General features: G+C 30.0%; 25 protein-coding genes. All 25 read right to left on the reverse strand.

What is annotated here, in order from left to right:
• Positions 1-2,360: phage tail protein (locus ABUA17_RS16860; protein WP_491006331.1), on the reverse strand; the 2,360-nt coding region annotated here is incomplete at its 3' end.
• Entirely contained in the window at positions 2,361-2,831 is a 471-nt protein-coding gene (locus ABUA17_RS16865) for a hypothetical protein (RefSeq protein WP_195952273.1), read from the reverse strand.
• The gene (locus ABUA17_RS16870; RefSeq protein ID WP_195952272.1) at positions 2,720-3,097 is read right to left on the reverse strand and encodes a tail assembly chaperone; all 378 of its coding nucleotides are present in this window, start codon (positions 3,095-3,097) and stop codon (positions 2,720-2,722) included. Before ABUA17_RS16870 ends, ABUA17_RS16865 begins: the two co-directional genes overlap by 112 nt.
• 23 nt (positions 3,098-3,120) lie before the next feature.
• Positions 3,121-3,543: a phage tail tube protein gene (locus tag ABUA17_RS16875; protein WP_349818161.1), complete on the reverse strand. Its 423-nt coding sequence runs from the start codon at positions 3,541-3,543 to the stop codon at positions 3,121-3,123.
• 12 nt (positions 3,544-3,555) lie between these two features.
• A complete protein-coding gene (locus ABUA17_RS16880) occupies positions 3,556-3,918 on the reverse strand; it encodes a hypothetical protein (RefSeq protein WP_349818160.1) in 363 nt (120 codons plus the stop codon).
• Positions 3,919-3,922: 4 nt separating this feature from the next.
• A complete protein-coding gene (locus ABUA17_RS16885; RefSeq protein WP_349818159.1) occupies positions 3,923-4,468 on the reverse strand; it encodes an HK97-gp10 family putative phage morphogenesis protein in 546 nt (181 codons plus the stop codon).
• Positions 4,468-4,785: a hypothetical protein gene (locus ABUA17_RS16890; RefSeq protein WP_288161026.1), complete on the reverse strand. Its 318-nt coding sequence runs from the start codon at positions 4,783-4,785 to the stop codon at positions 4,468-4,470. Before ABUA17_RS16890 ends, ABUA17_RS16885 begins: the two co-directional genes overlap by 1 nt.
• The gene (locus tag ABUA17_RS16895) at positions 4,769-5,092 is read right to left on the reverse strand and encodes a phage head-tail connector protein (RefSeq protein ID WP_288161025.1); all 324 of its coding nucleotides are present in this window, start codon (positions 5,090-5,092) and stop codon (positions 4,769-4,771) included. Before ABUA17_RS16895 ends, ABUA17_RS16890 begins: the two co-directional genes overlap by 17 nt.
• Before the next feature lie 42 nt (positions 5,093-5,134).
• A complete protein-coding gene (locus ABUA17_RS16900; RefSeq protein ID WP_288161024.1) occupies positions 5,135-6,250 on the reverse strand; it encodes a major capsid protein in 1,116 nt (371 codons plus the stop codon).
• 26 nt (positions 6,251-6,276) lie between these two features.
• A complete protein-coding gene (locus tag ABUA17_RS16905) occupies positions 6,277-6,927 on the reverse strand; it encodes a DUF4355 domain-containing protein (RefSeq protein ID WP_288161023.1) in 651 nt (216 codons plus the stop codon).
• Between the two features lie 91 nt (positions 6,928-7,018).
• Positions 7,019-7,585: a WDGH domain-containing protein gene (locus tag ABUA17_RS16910; RefSeq protein WP_288161022.1), complete on the reverse strand. Its 567-nt coding sequence runs from the start codon at positions 7,583-7,585 to the stop codon at positions 7,019-7,021.
• Positions 7,586-7,594: 9 nt separating this feature from the next.
• Entirely contained in the window at positions 7,595-7,771 is a 177-nt protein-coding gene (locus ABUA17_RS16915; RefSeq protein ID WP_288161021.1) for a hypothetical protein, read from the reverse strand.
• Positions 7,772-7,784: 13 nt separating this feature from the next.
• Positions 7,785-8,033 (reverse strand): crAss001_48 related protein, encoded by a 249-nt coding sequence (locus ABUA17_RS16920; protein WP_288161020.1) that lies wholly within the window; start codon positions 8,031-8,033, stop codon positions 7,785-7,787.
• 39 nt (positions 8,034-8,072) lie between these two features.
• Entirely contained in the window at positions 8,073-8,198 is a 126-nt protein-coding gene (locus ABUA17_RS16925) for a hypothetical protein (RefSeq protein WP_349819630.1), read from the reverse strand.
• A 48-nt stretch (positions 8,199-8,246) separates the two neighbouring features.
• On the reverse strand, positions 8,247-9,380 hold the full coding sequence (locus ABUA17_RS16930) for a minor capsid protein (RefSeq protein WP_288161018.1): 1,134 nt from the start codon (positions 9,378-9,380) through the stop codon (positions 8,247-8,249).
• 1 nt (position 9,381) lies between these two features.
• Positions 9,382-9,549, reverse strand: a complete 168-nt coding sequence (locus ABUA17_RS16935; protein WP_288161017.1) for a hypothetical protein — start codon at positions 9,547-9,549, stop codon at positions 9,382-9,384.
• Positions 9,546-10,949: a phage portal protein gene (locus ABUA17_RS16940; protein WP_288161016.1), complete on the reverse strand. Its 1,404-nt coding sequence runs from the start codon at positions 10,947-10,949 to the stop codon at positions 9,546-9,548. Before ABUA17_RS16940 ends, ABUA17_RS16935 begins: the two co-directional genes overlap by 4 nt.
• Positions 10,950-10,961: 12 nt before the next feature.
• Complete coding sequence (locus ABUA17_RS16945; protein ID WP_288161015.1) at positions 10,962-12,245, reverse strand: PBSX family phage terminase large subunit; 1,284 nt, start codon at positions 12,243-12,245, stop codon at positions 10,962-10,964.
• Positions 12,238-12,927 (reverse strand): phage terminase small subunit, encoded by a 690-nt coding sequence (gene terS, locus ABUA17_RS16950; RefSeq protein ID WP_288161014.1) that lies wholly within the window; start codon positions 12,925-12,927, stop codon positions 12,238-12,240. Before terS ends, ABUA17_RS16945 begins: the two co-directional genes overlap by 8 nt.
• Positions 12,928-13,235: 308 nt before the next feature.
• On the reverse strand, positions 13,236-13,907 hold the full coding sequence (locus tag ABUA17_RS16955) for a tyrosine-type recombinase/integrase (RefSeq protein WP_349818158.1): 672 nt from the start codon (positions 13,905-13,907) through the stop codon (positions 13,236-13,238).
• Positions 13,907-14,077 carry a hypothetical protein gene (locus tag ABUA17_RS16960; RefSeq protein ID WP_198133956.1) on the reverse strand — a complete coding sequence of 57 codons (171 nt, stop codon included), beginning with the start codon at positions 14,075-14,077 and terminating at the stop codon, positions 13,907-13,909. The genes ABUA17_RS16955 and ABUA17_RS16960 overlap by 1 nt, the downstream gene beginning before the upstream one ends.
• A gap of 42 nt (positions 14,078-14,119) precedes the next feature.
• A complete protein-coding gene (locus ABUA17_RS16965) occupies positions 14,120-14,473 on the reverse strand; it encodes a hypothetical protein (RefSeq protein ID WP_052330551.1) in 354 nt (117 codons plus the stop codon).
• A 249-nt stretch (positions 14,474-14,722) separates the two neighbouring features.
• The gene (locus ABUA17_RS16970) at positions 14,723-14,962 is read right to left on the reverse strand and encodes a DUF370 domain-containing protein (protein ID WP_349818157.1); all 240 of its coding nucleotides are present in this window, start codon (positions 14,960-14,962) and stop codon (positions 14,723-14,725) included.
• A 51-nt stretch (positions 14,963-15,013) separates the two neighbouring features.
• Positions 15,014-15,166 (reverse strand): hypothetical protein, encoded by a 153-nt coding sequence (locus tag ABUA17_RS16975; RefSeq protein ID WP_288219079.1) that lies wholly within the window; start codon positions 15,164-15,166, stop codon positions 15,014-15,016.
• On the reverse strand, positions 15,163-15,432 hold the full coding sequence (locus ABUA17_RS16980; protein ID WP_288219080.1) for a hypothetical protein: 270 nt from the start codon (positions 15,430-15,432) through the stop codon (positions 15,163-15,165). Before ABUA17_RS16980 ends, ABUA17_RS16975 begins: the two co-directional genes overlap by 4 nt.
• Positions 15,433-15,486: the final 54 nt, after the last annotated feature.

The following is a 15,486-nucleotide window of genomic DNA, read 5'->3' on the forward strand; positions in this document are numbered from 1 at the left end:
GTAGTTTGCCCGACCTGAATAGTAAAATTAATAGGCTGGTCATTGTTATTATTAGTACTTGATTGTGAAGGTAATCTTTCAGCAACCTTATTAGCTAAATCAGTTATCCAACCAGTATTATTTTCAAGTGGCATTACAGCTTCTCTTCCTGCTTCACCAACCATTGCAATTGTTGGACTATCAACTATACCACCCTTTGCCAACATTGGTATTTCTGGAATATTAATACCCTTCCCGCCTAGTCCTGGAACCCAATCTGGAAGTTTAATTTTATTTAATCCTTTAATCATGCTATTAACAGCTTTAATAATATAATTTAGTGGTTTTTTAGCAATTGATTCAAGTCCATTAAATATACCTCTAAATATATCAACAATACCTTGCCATGCTTTTCTCCAATTTCCAGTAAGTACTCCTACTATAAAATCTACTAATCCACCAAACATAGTTTTTAAGTTGTCTAATATAGGTTTTATATAATCCCCTATATTTTTAAATGCCTTTATAAAAGTATCTCCTAACCAATTTACAACTGGCTTTAAGCAAGTATTCCATATACCAACAAGTATTTCACCTATTTTTTCTATTGTAGGTTTCCATGCTTGCCATATTTCGGTTAATCCATCTATAACTTTTTTAAGACATTCACCTAGGAATTGAACAACTGGAGCTATACAGTTTGTCCATAGAGCCATTGTTACTCTTACTATATTATCTATAACAGTGCACCAAGCATCCCATAATATAAATAATATAGGTTTTAAGACAGTTATTAATATATCTCCTACTAATTTTAAGGCTCCCATGATAGCTTGGAAATATGGTGTTAATGCACTTACTAAAGCATTCCATCCATCAATTAATGATTGTCTAAAACCATCTGATGTTTGCCATAAATATAAAAATGTAGTAGTAATTAAAGCTACAGCTCCAGCTATTAATAAAGCTGGACCATATAAACTCATTAATGCTCCGATAAATGGTTCTAATCCTACAAAGCTAATAGCTTTTATTAAACCTATTATTCCTGTTGTACAAGATGAAATTGCACTACTAAAAGTTGCTGTTATAAGTGGCCAATTTACTGCTATAAAAAATGCTGAAATTCCTGCAATTAATCCTCCTATAATTGAGATAATAATTTCTTTATGTTCTCTTATAAAATCTGCAAGACTTATAAATGCATTTCTCACTTTTAGTGCAAATTCTTCTACTTTTCCAGCTAATTGTGAAAGTGCACCCTCTTGATCTTCAATGTTGAAAGTTGGAATATCAATTCCTCCTGCACCACTACCAGATGAACCACTTCCAGAATCTGAATCAGAATCCGAACTATTTTGATTTACTTTATTGATTTCATCAAAGCCTGCTAGAAATCCCTTTGCATCTTTAGCAGCCTTTTTAGCACTTTTACCTGCATCATTATATGCATCACTAACTCCATTAACTGCGGTGCTAACTCCCCCAATAGCATCTGCTGTGCTTCCTGCAGATGAACTAGCTGAAGTTCCAAATAATGCATTCATAAATCTAGCTACTACACTAGTTACCTTTACTAAAGCTTGTACAAATGAATTTAAGATAGGCAGTACAACTTGTACTATTGGCATAAAAGCATTACCTAACTCTATTTTTAGAAGATTTAAATTATTTTGTAATACTCTTAATTGATTGGCTGGAGAATTTAATGTTCTTGCTAAATCTCCACTTGCTGTTGCTGTTTGTTGTTGTATAGCAATATATCTAGCCATTACTTTTTCTGTATTACTTAATTCACTTCCAGTTTTAGCTATTCCATTTGCATAAGCATATTGTTTAATAGTTGCATCATCAACTAATATACCTAATGCTTTAAGTGGTTCTGTCTCTCCTGTTAAACCAGATCTAATCTTATTAAATGCTTCATCACTACTTATGTTATAAAAACTTGCCATATCTTCAGCAAGTAATGTCATATCTTTTGAAAGGGTTAGGGCTTTGTTTGATGCTAAACCCATTGATTGAGTCATATTATACAAAGTTGCTACATTTTCTCTAATAGCATAACCATTTAATCCTAGTGTACTCTGTAGTTCTTCTGACCATTGCCGCACATCATTAGCTAGAGAACCAAATACAGTATCAAACATAGAATCACTTTCTATAGAGTCCATAGCTGTTATAATACTATCTTTTATAACTTTACCTATACCAAGAGCAGCAATCCATTTACCTACTCTACCAAAAATATTTTTTATATTTCCTAGAGATTTATTAACTCTTTTCTCCATATTGCTAACTTGATTTGTTACATTAGCTATCTGTTGATTAAATTCTCTTGTTTGAGCTTCAATAACTATTTCTAATTCTTCTATAGTCATTTATCTATTGTCACCCCCTATTTTAGAGTTAACTGTATAAGCAAAGGCAGTAAACTTCGCTTTATAAGCTTCCATTTCTGCCTCTCTTGCATTCTTCTCGCTTATTTCTTTTTCTTTATTAAATAAATCAGGATATAAATCCCAGACTGGAGTTACTTTTGCATTTTTATCAAATAAAACTGCTATATTTTCTCCTATTTGTCTAGCTAACATATAATTCATAGCTATATTTTCTTTTTGCCTAGCTTCTTCTTTTCTTCCATGAGATGTAATTAAATCAATTAATTCATCTATAGTACTTTCATAAAATAATCCAGGAGAAATACCTATGTCTAAACAAATAGGATATAATTCATTAATTAATTCAGTAAAAGTTTCATAGCTTCTTTTGCTTCTTCCTTGTCCACTTCCTGCTCTTGGTTCTGTGGACTCTCCTTGAAAAAACCACTTACCTTCATTATGTTCATACACTCTTGTTGAAGTGTAAATAAGTCACCATCATTATCTATATATTCATCAATAAGATTGTCTACTTTTTGAGCTGTCCATCCATGCTCTAATGCTTGTAATGATGAATGAAGTATTGCTGATATATCACCAACACCTAATACTTTCTTTTTTACTAGCATTAACATTAATGACTCTCCGCCTAATTTTTCTTCAAGCTTTCTTGTGTTCTGAGTAGTTAATCTACATCTTAACTCTTGTCCATTAATTTCTAAAGTATGATATTTCATTATTCTTCACCTTCCTTGATTTCTTAAACTGATAATGGGTCTGATGGATTTTCTATTTCAACATCACTTTGTAAAGCCATTGATACAGTAAATGTTATTAATGCATTAACACCACCGCCCCCAATCTTTACACTTACTTGAGCATCCCATTTAAATTTTGTTCCGTCTGGGAATTCCATTTGGAATTTAACTACTGTTTTATTTGCTTCAAACCCTTTTAATATTCTAAATGGTGATGTCGAAGAAGAGTTGTCATATTTAAATGTAAACTCTAAATCTCCATAATCCCCTATACCTTGTTCATATTTTTTTGCTTTATCTGCTAAGGTAGTTACATCAACTTTTTCAGGATCTGAACCAATTTCAGGAACTTCTTGAAGTCCTTCTAAATTCGTATAACTTGAACCACTTGTTGAATATCCTAATTTAATACCATTTGCTAACATATAATCTCCTCCTTAATTTCTTTGGTATACTCTAAATGTCTTGATATCAACAATACCTTCATATCTAAGAACTTTATGCTTTAATTTGCTTGGAACTGGAGCATCTTTGCAGAATGTTCTTTTTAAACCTAATGAAGTTATTGCTTTATCTATATTTAAAACAATTTCTGAAGTGCTTCTTTCACTCCATACCTCTATTCTGTAAATAATCCTACAAGTAGCTTCTTTATTATCTACTACTTCATAGGTAGAATTATCTTCCTCTGAATAAGTTACAGCAGGTAGTTTGCTCCAATCATTTGGATATTCTTCACTTACTGTAACACCTTCAATTTCTTTTAGTTTTTTATAAATTATAGGCTTAAAATTAACCAAGTTATCACCTACTATTACATATTCTTTTTATTTCTTTGTTTATTTGATATCTAACTATATTACCTATGGCTTTTTCTTTGCCTACTACTGCTGGATACATATAAGGTTGTGCTGCTTGTCCTTCTGAATAGTAAAAATCAACTCCACCAATGGTTACAAGTTTAAAATGATATTGCTCTGCTACTGCTGGTTCAATCTCGCTAGCTGGAATATACCAACCATCTGATTTATAAATTATTTTACCTGCTAATTTCGAAGCAACTCCACCACTTTTTGCTCCTACTGGTCCTGTTCCAAACTCTACATAAGCTGCATACTCATGATTTGTAACAACTCTTCCTTTAGTCTTTTTACCATCTTTTTTAACCATTTCAAATTTAATTGAATCCCTTAATGTATCATCACTTAATCCACTTTCAGGACAATAATCTTGTGCATATTTAGCTATTGCTTTCCCTGCCTTTTCTACAGCATTTTCAAATACAGCCTCACTATTACCACCTAATTCATCAAGCTTTTTCATAAGCCTTTTTACGTTAGTTATAGCCATTATATCTTCTCCAATTCTATTAATTGGTGTGAATATGGTTTAATTGATATTATCTTATAGTCTGGTTTACTATCTTTATCTACAAAAACACATATTCCATCACCTTCATTTAAATTTTCTGGACCATCATAAAGCATATTAAATATATAATTTAATCTCTCACCATATATTTCAACTTGTAACTTTCCACTCGCTGGATATATATTAGCTTTTATTTCAATTGGCTCATTAGAATAATCCTCATAAACATTACCTTCATCATCTTCAGTGTTTATTTTTTTCTTAAGCCAGTAAACTTTTTTATTCTTTATTCTCATTGGCCAATCTCACCGCCTTTAATCTCCTATAGGAGTTTAATCTTCTTTTAATATTTTCAGGAATATCAGTACTATAACTTACAGATACCCCTCCTTCACTTCTAGAAGACTCGCCTTCACTTCCTAGCCTGTTATAATAAACAATTGCTAATTCTCTTTGCAACCCAAGCATACGCGGTAATAATACATCTCTATTGCAGTAATCTAATATTTCTGTTTCTGCATCTTCTAAAACCATATTAAATAATTCATCTTGAGTTGTATCTTTTATCTCTAATCTTATTTTTAGCTTCTCTAATTGTGCCATGAACTCACCTCATAAAAAAAATTGAGGGATATTCCCCTCAATTTATCCTAATACTCTTGTAGCTAATTCTGGATACATTGTTTTATATCCATAAAGAACATCCATTGAAAGCATTTCCTTTTTATACTTCATGTCATATCCTCTTACTACCCTTAATGTAATTCCATTATAAGATGTAACATAAGATTCAACTCCTGCTGGTGCAACTAATGGTCTAGTTACAAATGCAAACGCCATTGGATTAAACGCTAAATTAGCAGTATGGTTAGCTATCATTTTTACAACTGTACTTGTTGTACCTCTTGCTTTTAATGCTGGATAAATCTCTACACTTGCAATAGAATTTCCGCTTGCACCAGCTGTATCTTCTATTACCGTATAGTTATTTCCTGCAATTGTTAATACATCTCCTTTAAGTAGTTTACCTGTTAATGTAGTACCTGTTAATTGAATTGTAGTTGCACCTATCTCTGCTATAGCACCTAATTTAACAGTATCAAAAGCTGTAATTCCTGTAGCATGTTGTTTTACTCCTTGTGACATATAATTATCTAATCCAAATACACGTCCAATAGATCCCTCTCTTAACGCATTAGTTGAACCACTCTTCTCTGCATTAACAATTGCATCTATTGTAGTAAAGTTAGCATCTGCTTCTGGATCCCACACTGCAACTCTTCCAGCTATAGGAACTTTATTTGTATTTAACATTTTTCTTGCATTTGCTAGATCACTAAGTTTACTTGGAGTTGTTCCAGCTGTACCTACTGTGTAAGGTATATCCTTATATAAAAATAATCCATCTGAATTAATTTTTTCTGCTAATGCTACTGCTGCTGGTTCTAAAAATAATCTATTTAAATCATCTACATTAGTAGCCCTTTGAATAGCTCCAAATTCAATATCAACTGTTGCAAGTTTATCTAATGTTACATCTACTGATTCTTCTTTAACATCTTGTGCTGAAGTTCCTTCTGATTCATTAAATTCCTTTGCAGTTAAAATAACAGGTTTTTTAACTTGTATTGTAGCTCCTTTACCAGCTACAAAATCATTACTAAAGTCTTTGTGTATTAAGTTAGGGAAAACTAAGTTTTCAATTAATCTTGGTAATGTTTGTCTTGCTATTTCTTTTACTGTAATAAATTCATTTGCCATTTTATATTCCTTCTTTCTTTAATTAATTATTTTTTATTTTTATAAGTTGCTGCATAATATTCAGCATCACTCATGTTGTTATAATCTATATTGCTAATTTGTCTACTTTTATATGGTGTTCCGCCTCTTAATCTTTCATTTACAGCGCTTTCTACCGCTTCATTAAAAGCAGTTTCTATTGCTTCAATGCTCTTAATACATGTATCTGCATTTTCATAAATAACAATTTCAGCTAGTGATTTAGGTAAATTCTTTTCAGCTAAAATTGTATCTGCTTGAATCTTTAATTCTTTAGTATTTAATTCTTTTTCTCTTCTTTCTATATCTGCAACTCTTTTCTCTTCTTCATACTTAGCTTTTTGTTCTGCTGTCATCTTTGCAACTTTTTCTGCTTCTGTTTTAGCTTCATCAATTTTAGTTTTAGAATCAGCCTCCCATTTTGCTCTTTCTGATTTAATTGCTTCTGACATTCTCTTTTCAAATTCAGTTTGATAGTTACTATCTTTTAATATGTCATCAAAAGATTTTTGCCCTCCATCTGAGTTTTGATTGTTACTTTGATCTCCTACTTCTGGTGATGATCCTCCATTACCAGCTCCATCATCTGCATTTAAAAATGGTCTAGAAAATTGTCCTAGTCCAAATAGTTGAAAGTTCATACTTAATTTTTGTACCACTTCGTTATCCTCCTTTTATTTTTATTTACTTGCACAGTTTCAAGCCTTAAGCAAGTTTTGGGCATAATAAAAAGCCTTAGTTTCCTAAGACTTAAATTAAACTTAATAATCTTGTTATATCTTTTGGCTTATGACCATCCCATTCAGGAGCAAATTCTAATTCTTCAACATTAAAATAATCCCATTCTGATTTATGATAATGATATGAATATTGTCCTTCTTGGGTATCAATTCCAACTATAAAATAATCATCATACATAGTTCCATCATGATGTTTCCACGACTTCCATGATTTTTGTGAATTTGAATTACATATTACAGAAAATAAAATCATTCTATGATAATACAATTCATTAAAAGTATGATATCCATCGCTGATTTCTCCGATTTCCCCTGTTTCATATGTCATTTCAAAAATATCTGGTTTACAAGGATACAATTCTCCCTTTACACCTCTGATAATATAATCACCTACACTAGCATGATGTATACCTTCTAGCGTTTTTATGAATAGTTCTCCATCTTCAAAATATAAAACACCTTCTGCATTAGCGCAAACAGCCCAATCTGGAACATAATAATATCCATCCTTATTCATAAAATCTCCATCATATTGGAAAGCTTCAATCTCTACTGGTTTTTTTCTGTACTTAGCCATACTTCCTCCTTATTTATCCCATGGATATTTTTCAGCCATTTTACCATCTGGACCTATTTTGCAATAACACTTCTCTCCAGCCATAACATACTTTCCATTGTTTTCTATATTTACATCACAATCTTTATCTTCTCCGTAAATACTTCTCTTGCAATCTTTGCAATAATTATCTCTATCTACTGTCATTATTCCACCTCAACTATTTTAAATCTATTCCTTCAATTTCTGCTCTTTCTTCTAAGTAAGTTGCGTATAGTTCCATAGCTTTTAATTGACCATTCAATAAATCATAACTACAAGAAGGTGTAAAAGGTAAAGTTCCTGCTTTATATTTCTTAAGCATATTTCTTAATCCATTTATTCTTATTTTTAATTGTAAATACTCTGCTTTAAACCTTTCTTTATAATCTACACTTTCCATCATTTGAACAGTATCTTTTAATTCCATTGTTCAATACCTCCTTAAATTTAAATATAATAAAAGACTTTAGTTACATTGTGATTTAGTTTTATCACACCATTTACACCTGTAACCAAAGCCTTTTTGATACTCTATTTCATGTTTATGATTTTTAGTGTTAAATATCTGTTTTAACTTTTCTATAATTTTCATAACCCCTCCAACTTTAGACATAAATAAAAGCACCTACTTATGTAAGTGCTAATTATCTTTTTTATTTGATTTAGTTTTCTTGTAAGTCTTTGCTTTCTTTTCTAGCTCTTTAGCTTTATCTTCTCCGTATTTATCTACTACAAATCTATCATACCACTCTTTATATGTTATATCTCCTTTGATTACATGACTTTGTCCTGTAACTACATCTCTTGTTCTAACTCCAATTCTTTGAGCAACTCCACCATCAATAACTGGCCCTATTGAACTTCTACACCATGGATGCATTGGTGGAAGATTTACTCCTGCTTGTGCTTCACTTATAAAAAATATCTTTCCATCTAGCTCTCTACATATATTACTTACTTTAAGATCTAGCTTTGCAAAATATCTATATTTTTCTATTCCACATTCCTTGTATCCTTCAACTGCTGCCATATTGGTGTAATATGCTGATTCTGTTCTTACTAATCTTCTTGCAGCACTTTCACCAACTCCCATTGTTTCTGTTAATTCATTTATCATTTTCTTTAATGGCTTACCATTTAATAATCCTGATAATACAGTTTCATAAAGCTGTTCTGTTAATTTTGATGTATTACCCCATATTCTTTCTGAATAATAACCTCCTGCAAATGGTCTTTTTAATATAGCTTCAATAGTTTCCTTTCCTAAAGCTCCTACATCAAATCCTATCTGCATACCTCTTTGTACTTCCCACATATGGGTATAGTATGATTCATTCATATTTTGAATAAACAGATTTTTATCTAATACCATTTCATTTACTGCAACTTCATTCATTATCTGCTTTAAATTATCTACTAATGTTTCCTTAAGAACCTCTTTTCTTGCTATTCTTGCAGCATAAGCTGGTGCATCTAATTTAGCTGTTAAAAACTTTCTTAACTTATCATCTTTTGTATTTAGAATTAACTTCTTTAACTCTTTTCTATCTAACTTTGATAATTCAGTATTTAAAAATTCTTTTACTTGCTTATCATTAAGCTCACCATTTTTCTTAAGCTTATTATATATTCTTCTAACATCTACTTCTATTTCAGCTATAGCCTTTATATAAGCTTTTCTTAACTTCCTATATGTTATATCAGCATTTAACTGCTGTTTGTCCATTATAGCCTTTGTTCTAGCTTCCCAGTAACTATTATTTCTGCTATTCATACTATAACTTTAAAACATAGATAGATAATAGACACGTTACAATGCAAATTATAGTATCTATAAAACTTGATACTCTCTTACCAGTAGTTTTTTCAGTAAATATCATCAAAAATTTTATTAATCCAGTTAATGCATTTAAAATTAACACTATCGAAGCAATTATTATCATTCTTCTTCACCTTCCTCAACGTTATTATTAGGCTTGTCTGATTCATCATATGGGAAGCCAAATGCTTTTTGTTGTTCTTTAATATTTCTCTTCTTTTCTTCTTCTAATCTTTTTCTTTCTTCTTCAATATCAATTTCTGGATCATAATTCTTTATTCTTGTTTCCCAACTTAATAATCCTTCTGTTTCAATAGCAATTTTAGCTAACAATTCATTATCTATTGGTAAACTTCTCTTCATACTTATATCTATATCAGCTGCTTTAATATTATTTGCTCTTATGCTTTCTATATTTTCTATAAGTTTAAGTCTTTCTCTTAAACCTTTTTTAAAGTATCTTTCTTTTGTTCTTCCTAACTGTTCAAGACCTAATAATTTGTATTTCATTGCAACTCCAGAAGAATTACCTACAAAATTTTCATCAGTTAAACATGGTACTTTAGAAAACTCATGTATATCATCTTTTAATGATTTCTTTAATACTTCAACTTGATCTTCACTTAGAGATTTAACCAACCACTTAGCATCTCCACCTTCATCAAGTTCTATTATCTTTTCTTCCTTAAGAAGTTTTACCGTTTCTGTTACTTCATCGTTTGTATCTCCTAAGCTTTGTCCTACAACTATTAAAAATGCATCTACTAATTGTTCCTTATCATTAACTCTATCTGATTGTAATTTGTTATATGCATCTATTAAAGGTATAACACCTTCAAAATCTCCTCTTGATTTCTTGTTATTTTGGTACTCAATTACTGGTACTCCTTTAAAGAAATGCTCTTCTAAATCTTTTTCCACAACTGTTGGAACTTCTGTTTGTAATGATGTAAACTCATATATTAACTTTTCAGTTTCTGTATATACTTCTACAGTATAATTTTCTATAGAATTATCTAAAGTGATATTAGGGTAATAGTGAACCGCAAACATAGGCTCTTCTTTCACTGAAGTATCTACTACTAAAAATGTATTTAGTGGACTTAATGTTGCTAATTCTATTTTTGGTTTTTTATCAGTACTCATGTACAACAATTCATATGCCCTACCAAATATAGATAAGTCTAAAGCAAGTTCATTGTTATGACTATCTTCATCTATTTCAGTAAAATTAGCATTTAATTCTTCTGCACCCTTTCCACTATACGTTATTGGTACTCCAAATACATATCCAGTTGCTAAATCTGATATATACTCAGCATGGTTACATATTATTTTATTATTAGGAATACTCTTATTTTTAAATGTTCTATTAAGTATTTCATGTTTTCCATCATAATACTCATTTAATTTAATTAATCTATGTTCTACTTCTGACATATGCTCTTTTATGCATGAAAAAAGAAGCTTACTAGATATTGTTCCATCATCATCTAGAAACTTCCTACTCCTTACTATAGCCATATTATATTACTCCTATCTTAATCCTAACTTACTCTTACTTCCTACCTTTATTTTTCTACTAATAATTTCATCTTCCATTCCATACCTTACAGCATCAATCGTATGATTATTTTTATCTGGGTATTCCCCCTTTAAATTCCCTTCCTTATCTTTTTCTATTTCATATCCCATAAACTCACGTTTAGTATTCGGGCATCTAATTGGATCTATTATTATTTCTTCTATCTCTTCACTTAAGAATTTAATTCCATGCTCAACTGAATCAGGCCCTTTCTTTGCACCTGTTATATTTAATCCTAGATTTTTAAATTCATTTATAGTTCTTGGTTCTGCACTATCTGCTGTAACTCTTCTATTTAAAGGATTAAGCTCCTTTATTAACTCTACAGCCTTACTATTACTTAATTTAACTTTATATACTTCTCCAAATATAAATAATCTTTTTCTAGTCTTATCATAATGCATTAATACATAAGCTAAAGGATCTGCTGCATAACCAAAATCTAGTCCATTCTTTAATCTATCAAATACTTTTATTTCATCATCTGTTATCCTTCTTACTGTTATGTTTGTGAATACTTCTCCACCAGTCCCTGTTACAGCACCTAAATAGTCATGCTCATATTTAGTAGGATTAACTTTCTTCATATGTTCTGCTTCAATTATAAATTGTTCTCCAAGCCATTCCTTAGGTACTGTTCTATAATCACTATGATGAACATATTTATCTTCTCTAATTTCAACAACTTCTTGATTACACCAATTTCTTTGACTTTCTGGTGGATTGAAAGAATAAAATACAACAAACTTTGGTCCACCTCTCATAAGCGATTGATTAATAGTATCTATCTTATGTTTCCCTTCAAATTCATCTACTTCCTCATACCAAATATATTTAATATATCCTTTAGGTACTTTAGTAGATTTAACTTTCTTAGGGTTATCTGCCCCTTTAAATCTTATTACTTGTCCTGTAGGCTTATAAGTTATAGTTAGCTTTGCTTCTGGAACATGCCAATCATCACTAACACCTAAAGTATCTATGGCCCATTTTATTTGGTCTCTTACTGATTCTGATAAAGTATCTTTAACTCTTCTTAGTATTAAAGCATTTGATATTATCCCCTCTTGCGCATCTCTCATCATACCTAATACTATTTCTATTGATATAAAAGATGATTTTGTACTTCCTCTACCACCTTTAAACCAGTAATGAGTATGAAGTTCATTCTTTATATCCTTATGTGATTCATAAAAGCTACTTGCAATTATACTTTTTAACTTTACTTTAATCATCTATATCATCTACAATTTGAACTCTATTATTAATTCCAGAAGTATCATCTTTATTTAGTTTTTCTTTTAATACTTCTATCCTTAATTTTTGTTCTTCTGTTACTAGCTCCCAATTCTTATGAACCATTTCATCATATTGCTTTATCATATTAAATAAAGTTTGCATAGCTTTTGATAATACTGTTACTGCTGCATTCTCTTTATCCCAAGCAAATTGGTATTCCCATTCTTCTGTATGTGATGCTTCTCCATATGCTTCCTTAGTCTTAACCTTAGTAATATCATTTTTACTTTTTACATGGATAATCTTTTGCATATTTAATATCTTAGCTTGTTGTATTAATATATTGCTCCATAACATATCTAATGGATTTTCACTCTTAAGCTCTTCTATTACATTAACCATACTTCTAGGTAAATACTTAGATAAAAACTTATTATCTCTAAATCTGGATTCATCACAGTATATACCATGTTTAAGTTGACCTACATTACCTAATGCATTCTTATTACCTTTTGGAGCTCCACCTTTATTAATCCATTTATCTTCTCTTCTCCAAAGCTTTATATTACTTTCTTTTTCATTTAACTGCTCTGCTATAGCTTTACAAGTTAATTTTCCTTTGGAGTTCTTAAACAACTCATAAGCTAAATCTCTATTAGGATTTCTTTTTCTAGCCATTACACACCTCCATACTATCCTTTAATACATTTAAAGCAAGGCTATATAACGTATAAGGACTAATTAAGTTGAGTTTCAAGGTTTATAATTAACTCTTTTTGATTTTAATATTTTAATAATTACTCTTAAAAACCTATTTAAAGCCTTTAAAATCAATACTTTAAAGCACATTGCTTTTATCACTTCCTTATGCGAAATAACCCCTATAATTACGCATACCATTTTTTTAGTGCATATATTAGTAAGAATTTTTATTTTTTATCTCTTATATGCCTTAGTTACTTTTTTTCGTATTAAGTATAAAAAAATTATAATTTTGAATCTGCTATTCTTGATGCATCTTCTTTAATTTCGTTATCTAATCCTAAGTAATGTTTAGTAGTTTCTATTGACTTATGGCCTAAACTTTTTCTAACAAACTCTAAATCTCTTTTTTCTTGCCATAATCTTTGAGCATAAGTTTTTCTTAAACTATGTCCAGTAATATGTTTTAAACCTAATTCTTGTCCAACCTGTTTCAATATTGCACTATATGACTTAGGAGTTATATATTCACCTGGATACTTTTCACTTTCAAATGCATACTGACTATTCTTTTTCCCTTTAACATAATCTTTAATTTTTTTCCTAAGATTTGTTTGAATTATTGATTCTCTAGGAGCTGGAGGCTTTCTTTTTGAATTAGGATTATTTGCTATATGTGTTTTCCATGCATTATACTGCTTACTTTCTTGAATAATAAACTTATCTTCATCCAAAAACTCTTTTAATTCTCCAATTGTTAATCCTAAGTAATCAACTAATCTATATCCAGTAGCAACACCAATATAAAAAATCATTAAATTTCTTTCTGGACAATCTTTGCTTATTTCTTCTAACTTATATTTAAATCTATTATAATCACGCTCTTGAATAGGAAGTGCTGGTACTTTCTTTTTCCTCTCAGTATCTTCAACTATTATTTTTCTCTTTCTAGCCATTACCTCACCTGCTTAATTGCTCCTCGTGATCCACGCCTATATGAAGAATGATGCATTAACTCTTTAATATCTTTTTCTGTTAGCTTCTCTTTCTTATTTTCACTCCTAATTTTGTTTAGTTTTTCATAACTTTTTGGATAATTTTCTTTTATAATTCTCCCAATACTCATTATCATCCCTCCATTTTGAACATAATAAAAGAGCTGTTATTTCTAACAACTCTTATACTCATTTGTCAATCTTCTTGGCACATCCCAAGGTATTGCACATCCTATATTCCTTTTTAATACTATATCTCCATCTTTTTTAGTTTCATAAAAAGATCTATTCTTTAATATAAAAGTTTTATCACTCATATACTGCTTACTTTCATATTTTGTTATTTTTCTTACTTCATTTTCGTAAAACTTTAAGTGCTTTCTATTTTTTAAGTGAACAGATTTAAATTCTTTGAAGTTTCTTTGTATGCACTTATTTACTGCTGATTTATTTACATTTAACTGTTCTGCAATCTCTCTTGCATTTAATCCATTGCAATATAATTGTTTTACTAATTCTTTATTCAAACCCATTCCCCCTAAAAAACGATATAGTTTACCCCAACCCATTCAAAGTGGACATTTTTTAATTTTAATAAGTAATATCCCTAAGAACTTAGCGTTATTTCCGATTTATTATACAAATATCTTAATATATTTATAAAAAAATAGCACCTTTATTTTTTTTAGTTTATTGACAAACTTTCTTAAATTTAGGCACTATTTTTATACTTATTTATCTTATTTATATATTTTTCTCTTTTTTTCTATATTATTTTATATCCCTGTACTTCTTTTTCTTATTGTTTCAGCTTTTAAAGCACTTATAACAACATGTCCACTTTCCATAATTATTACTGCTGCTGTTTTACATCCATTTGTCGCATCAACTAATAACTCTTTATCTTTAGCATTTTTAATAGCTCTTTTTGAAGGTGCAGCACTTGAACTTACAATTGCAACTATTTTATCAGCATTAACATTATTATCATATCCCAACCCTATTAATTTAGCCATTTTTATCTCTCCTTTATCTATTTCGTAATATATTTGAATGACGAATCAATTCTATTCAATTAAATAATCACTTTTGCCATCGACATAGTTATTTCTAAGAATAAGTAAACTTAACTCTTCCTTGCCTTCTTCATAATCATAAATTGCTATAGTTTTTTCACCATCTAACTCTTCTAATTTCTTTATTAAATCTTTAATTTTCATTGTTCTTCCTCCACTGGAATTAATGCTAGAGTATTATTTAAAGTTATTAACTTATAATCGCAAGGTAAGGGCTTTAATAATATGCAATGCTCTTTGTCAACCCAACCATACATATGTCCATTCATTAACTCTCTTAGGTGTTTTGGTATTCTTACTACATATTTACCCCTGCCACCTTTTTTACTTTCAGAATGAATAGTAAATCTTTCTCCTATGCACTTGTCATACCATTCCTTACCTGTAGACTTCATTATTTTTAAATCCATACCCAAAATCTCCTAAAATCCGAATATTCCTTGTCCTATAACTTGTAAGTATTA

Origin of the sequence: Clostridium sp. RTP31139st1_H3_RTP31139_211217 (assembly GCF_040227035.1) — a bacterium.
GTDB classification, from domain to species: Bacteria; Bacillota; Clostridia; order Clostridiales; family Clostridiaceae; genus Clostridium; species Clostridium saudiense.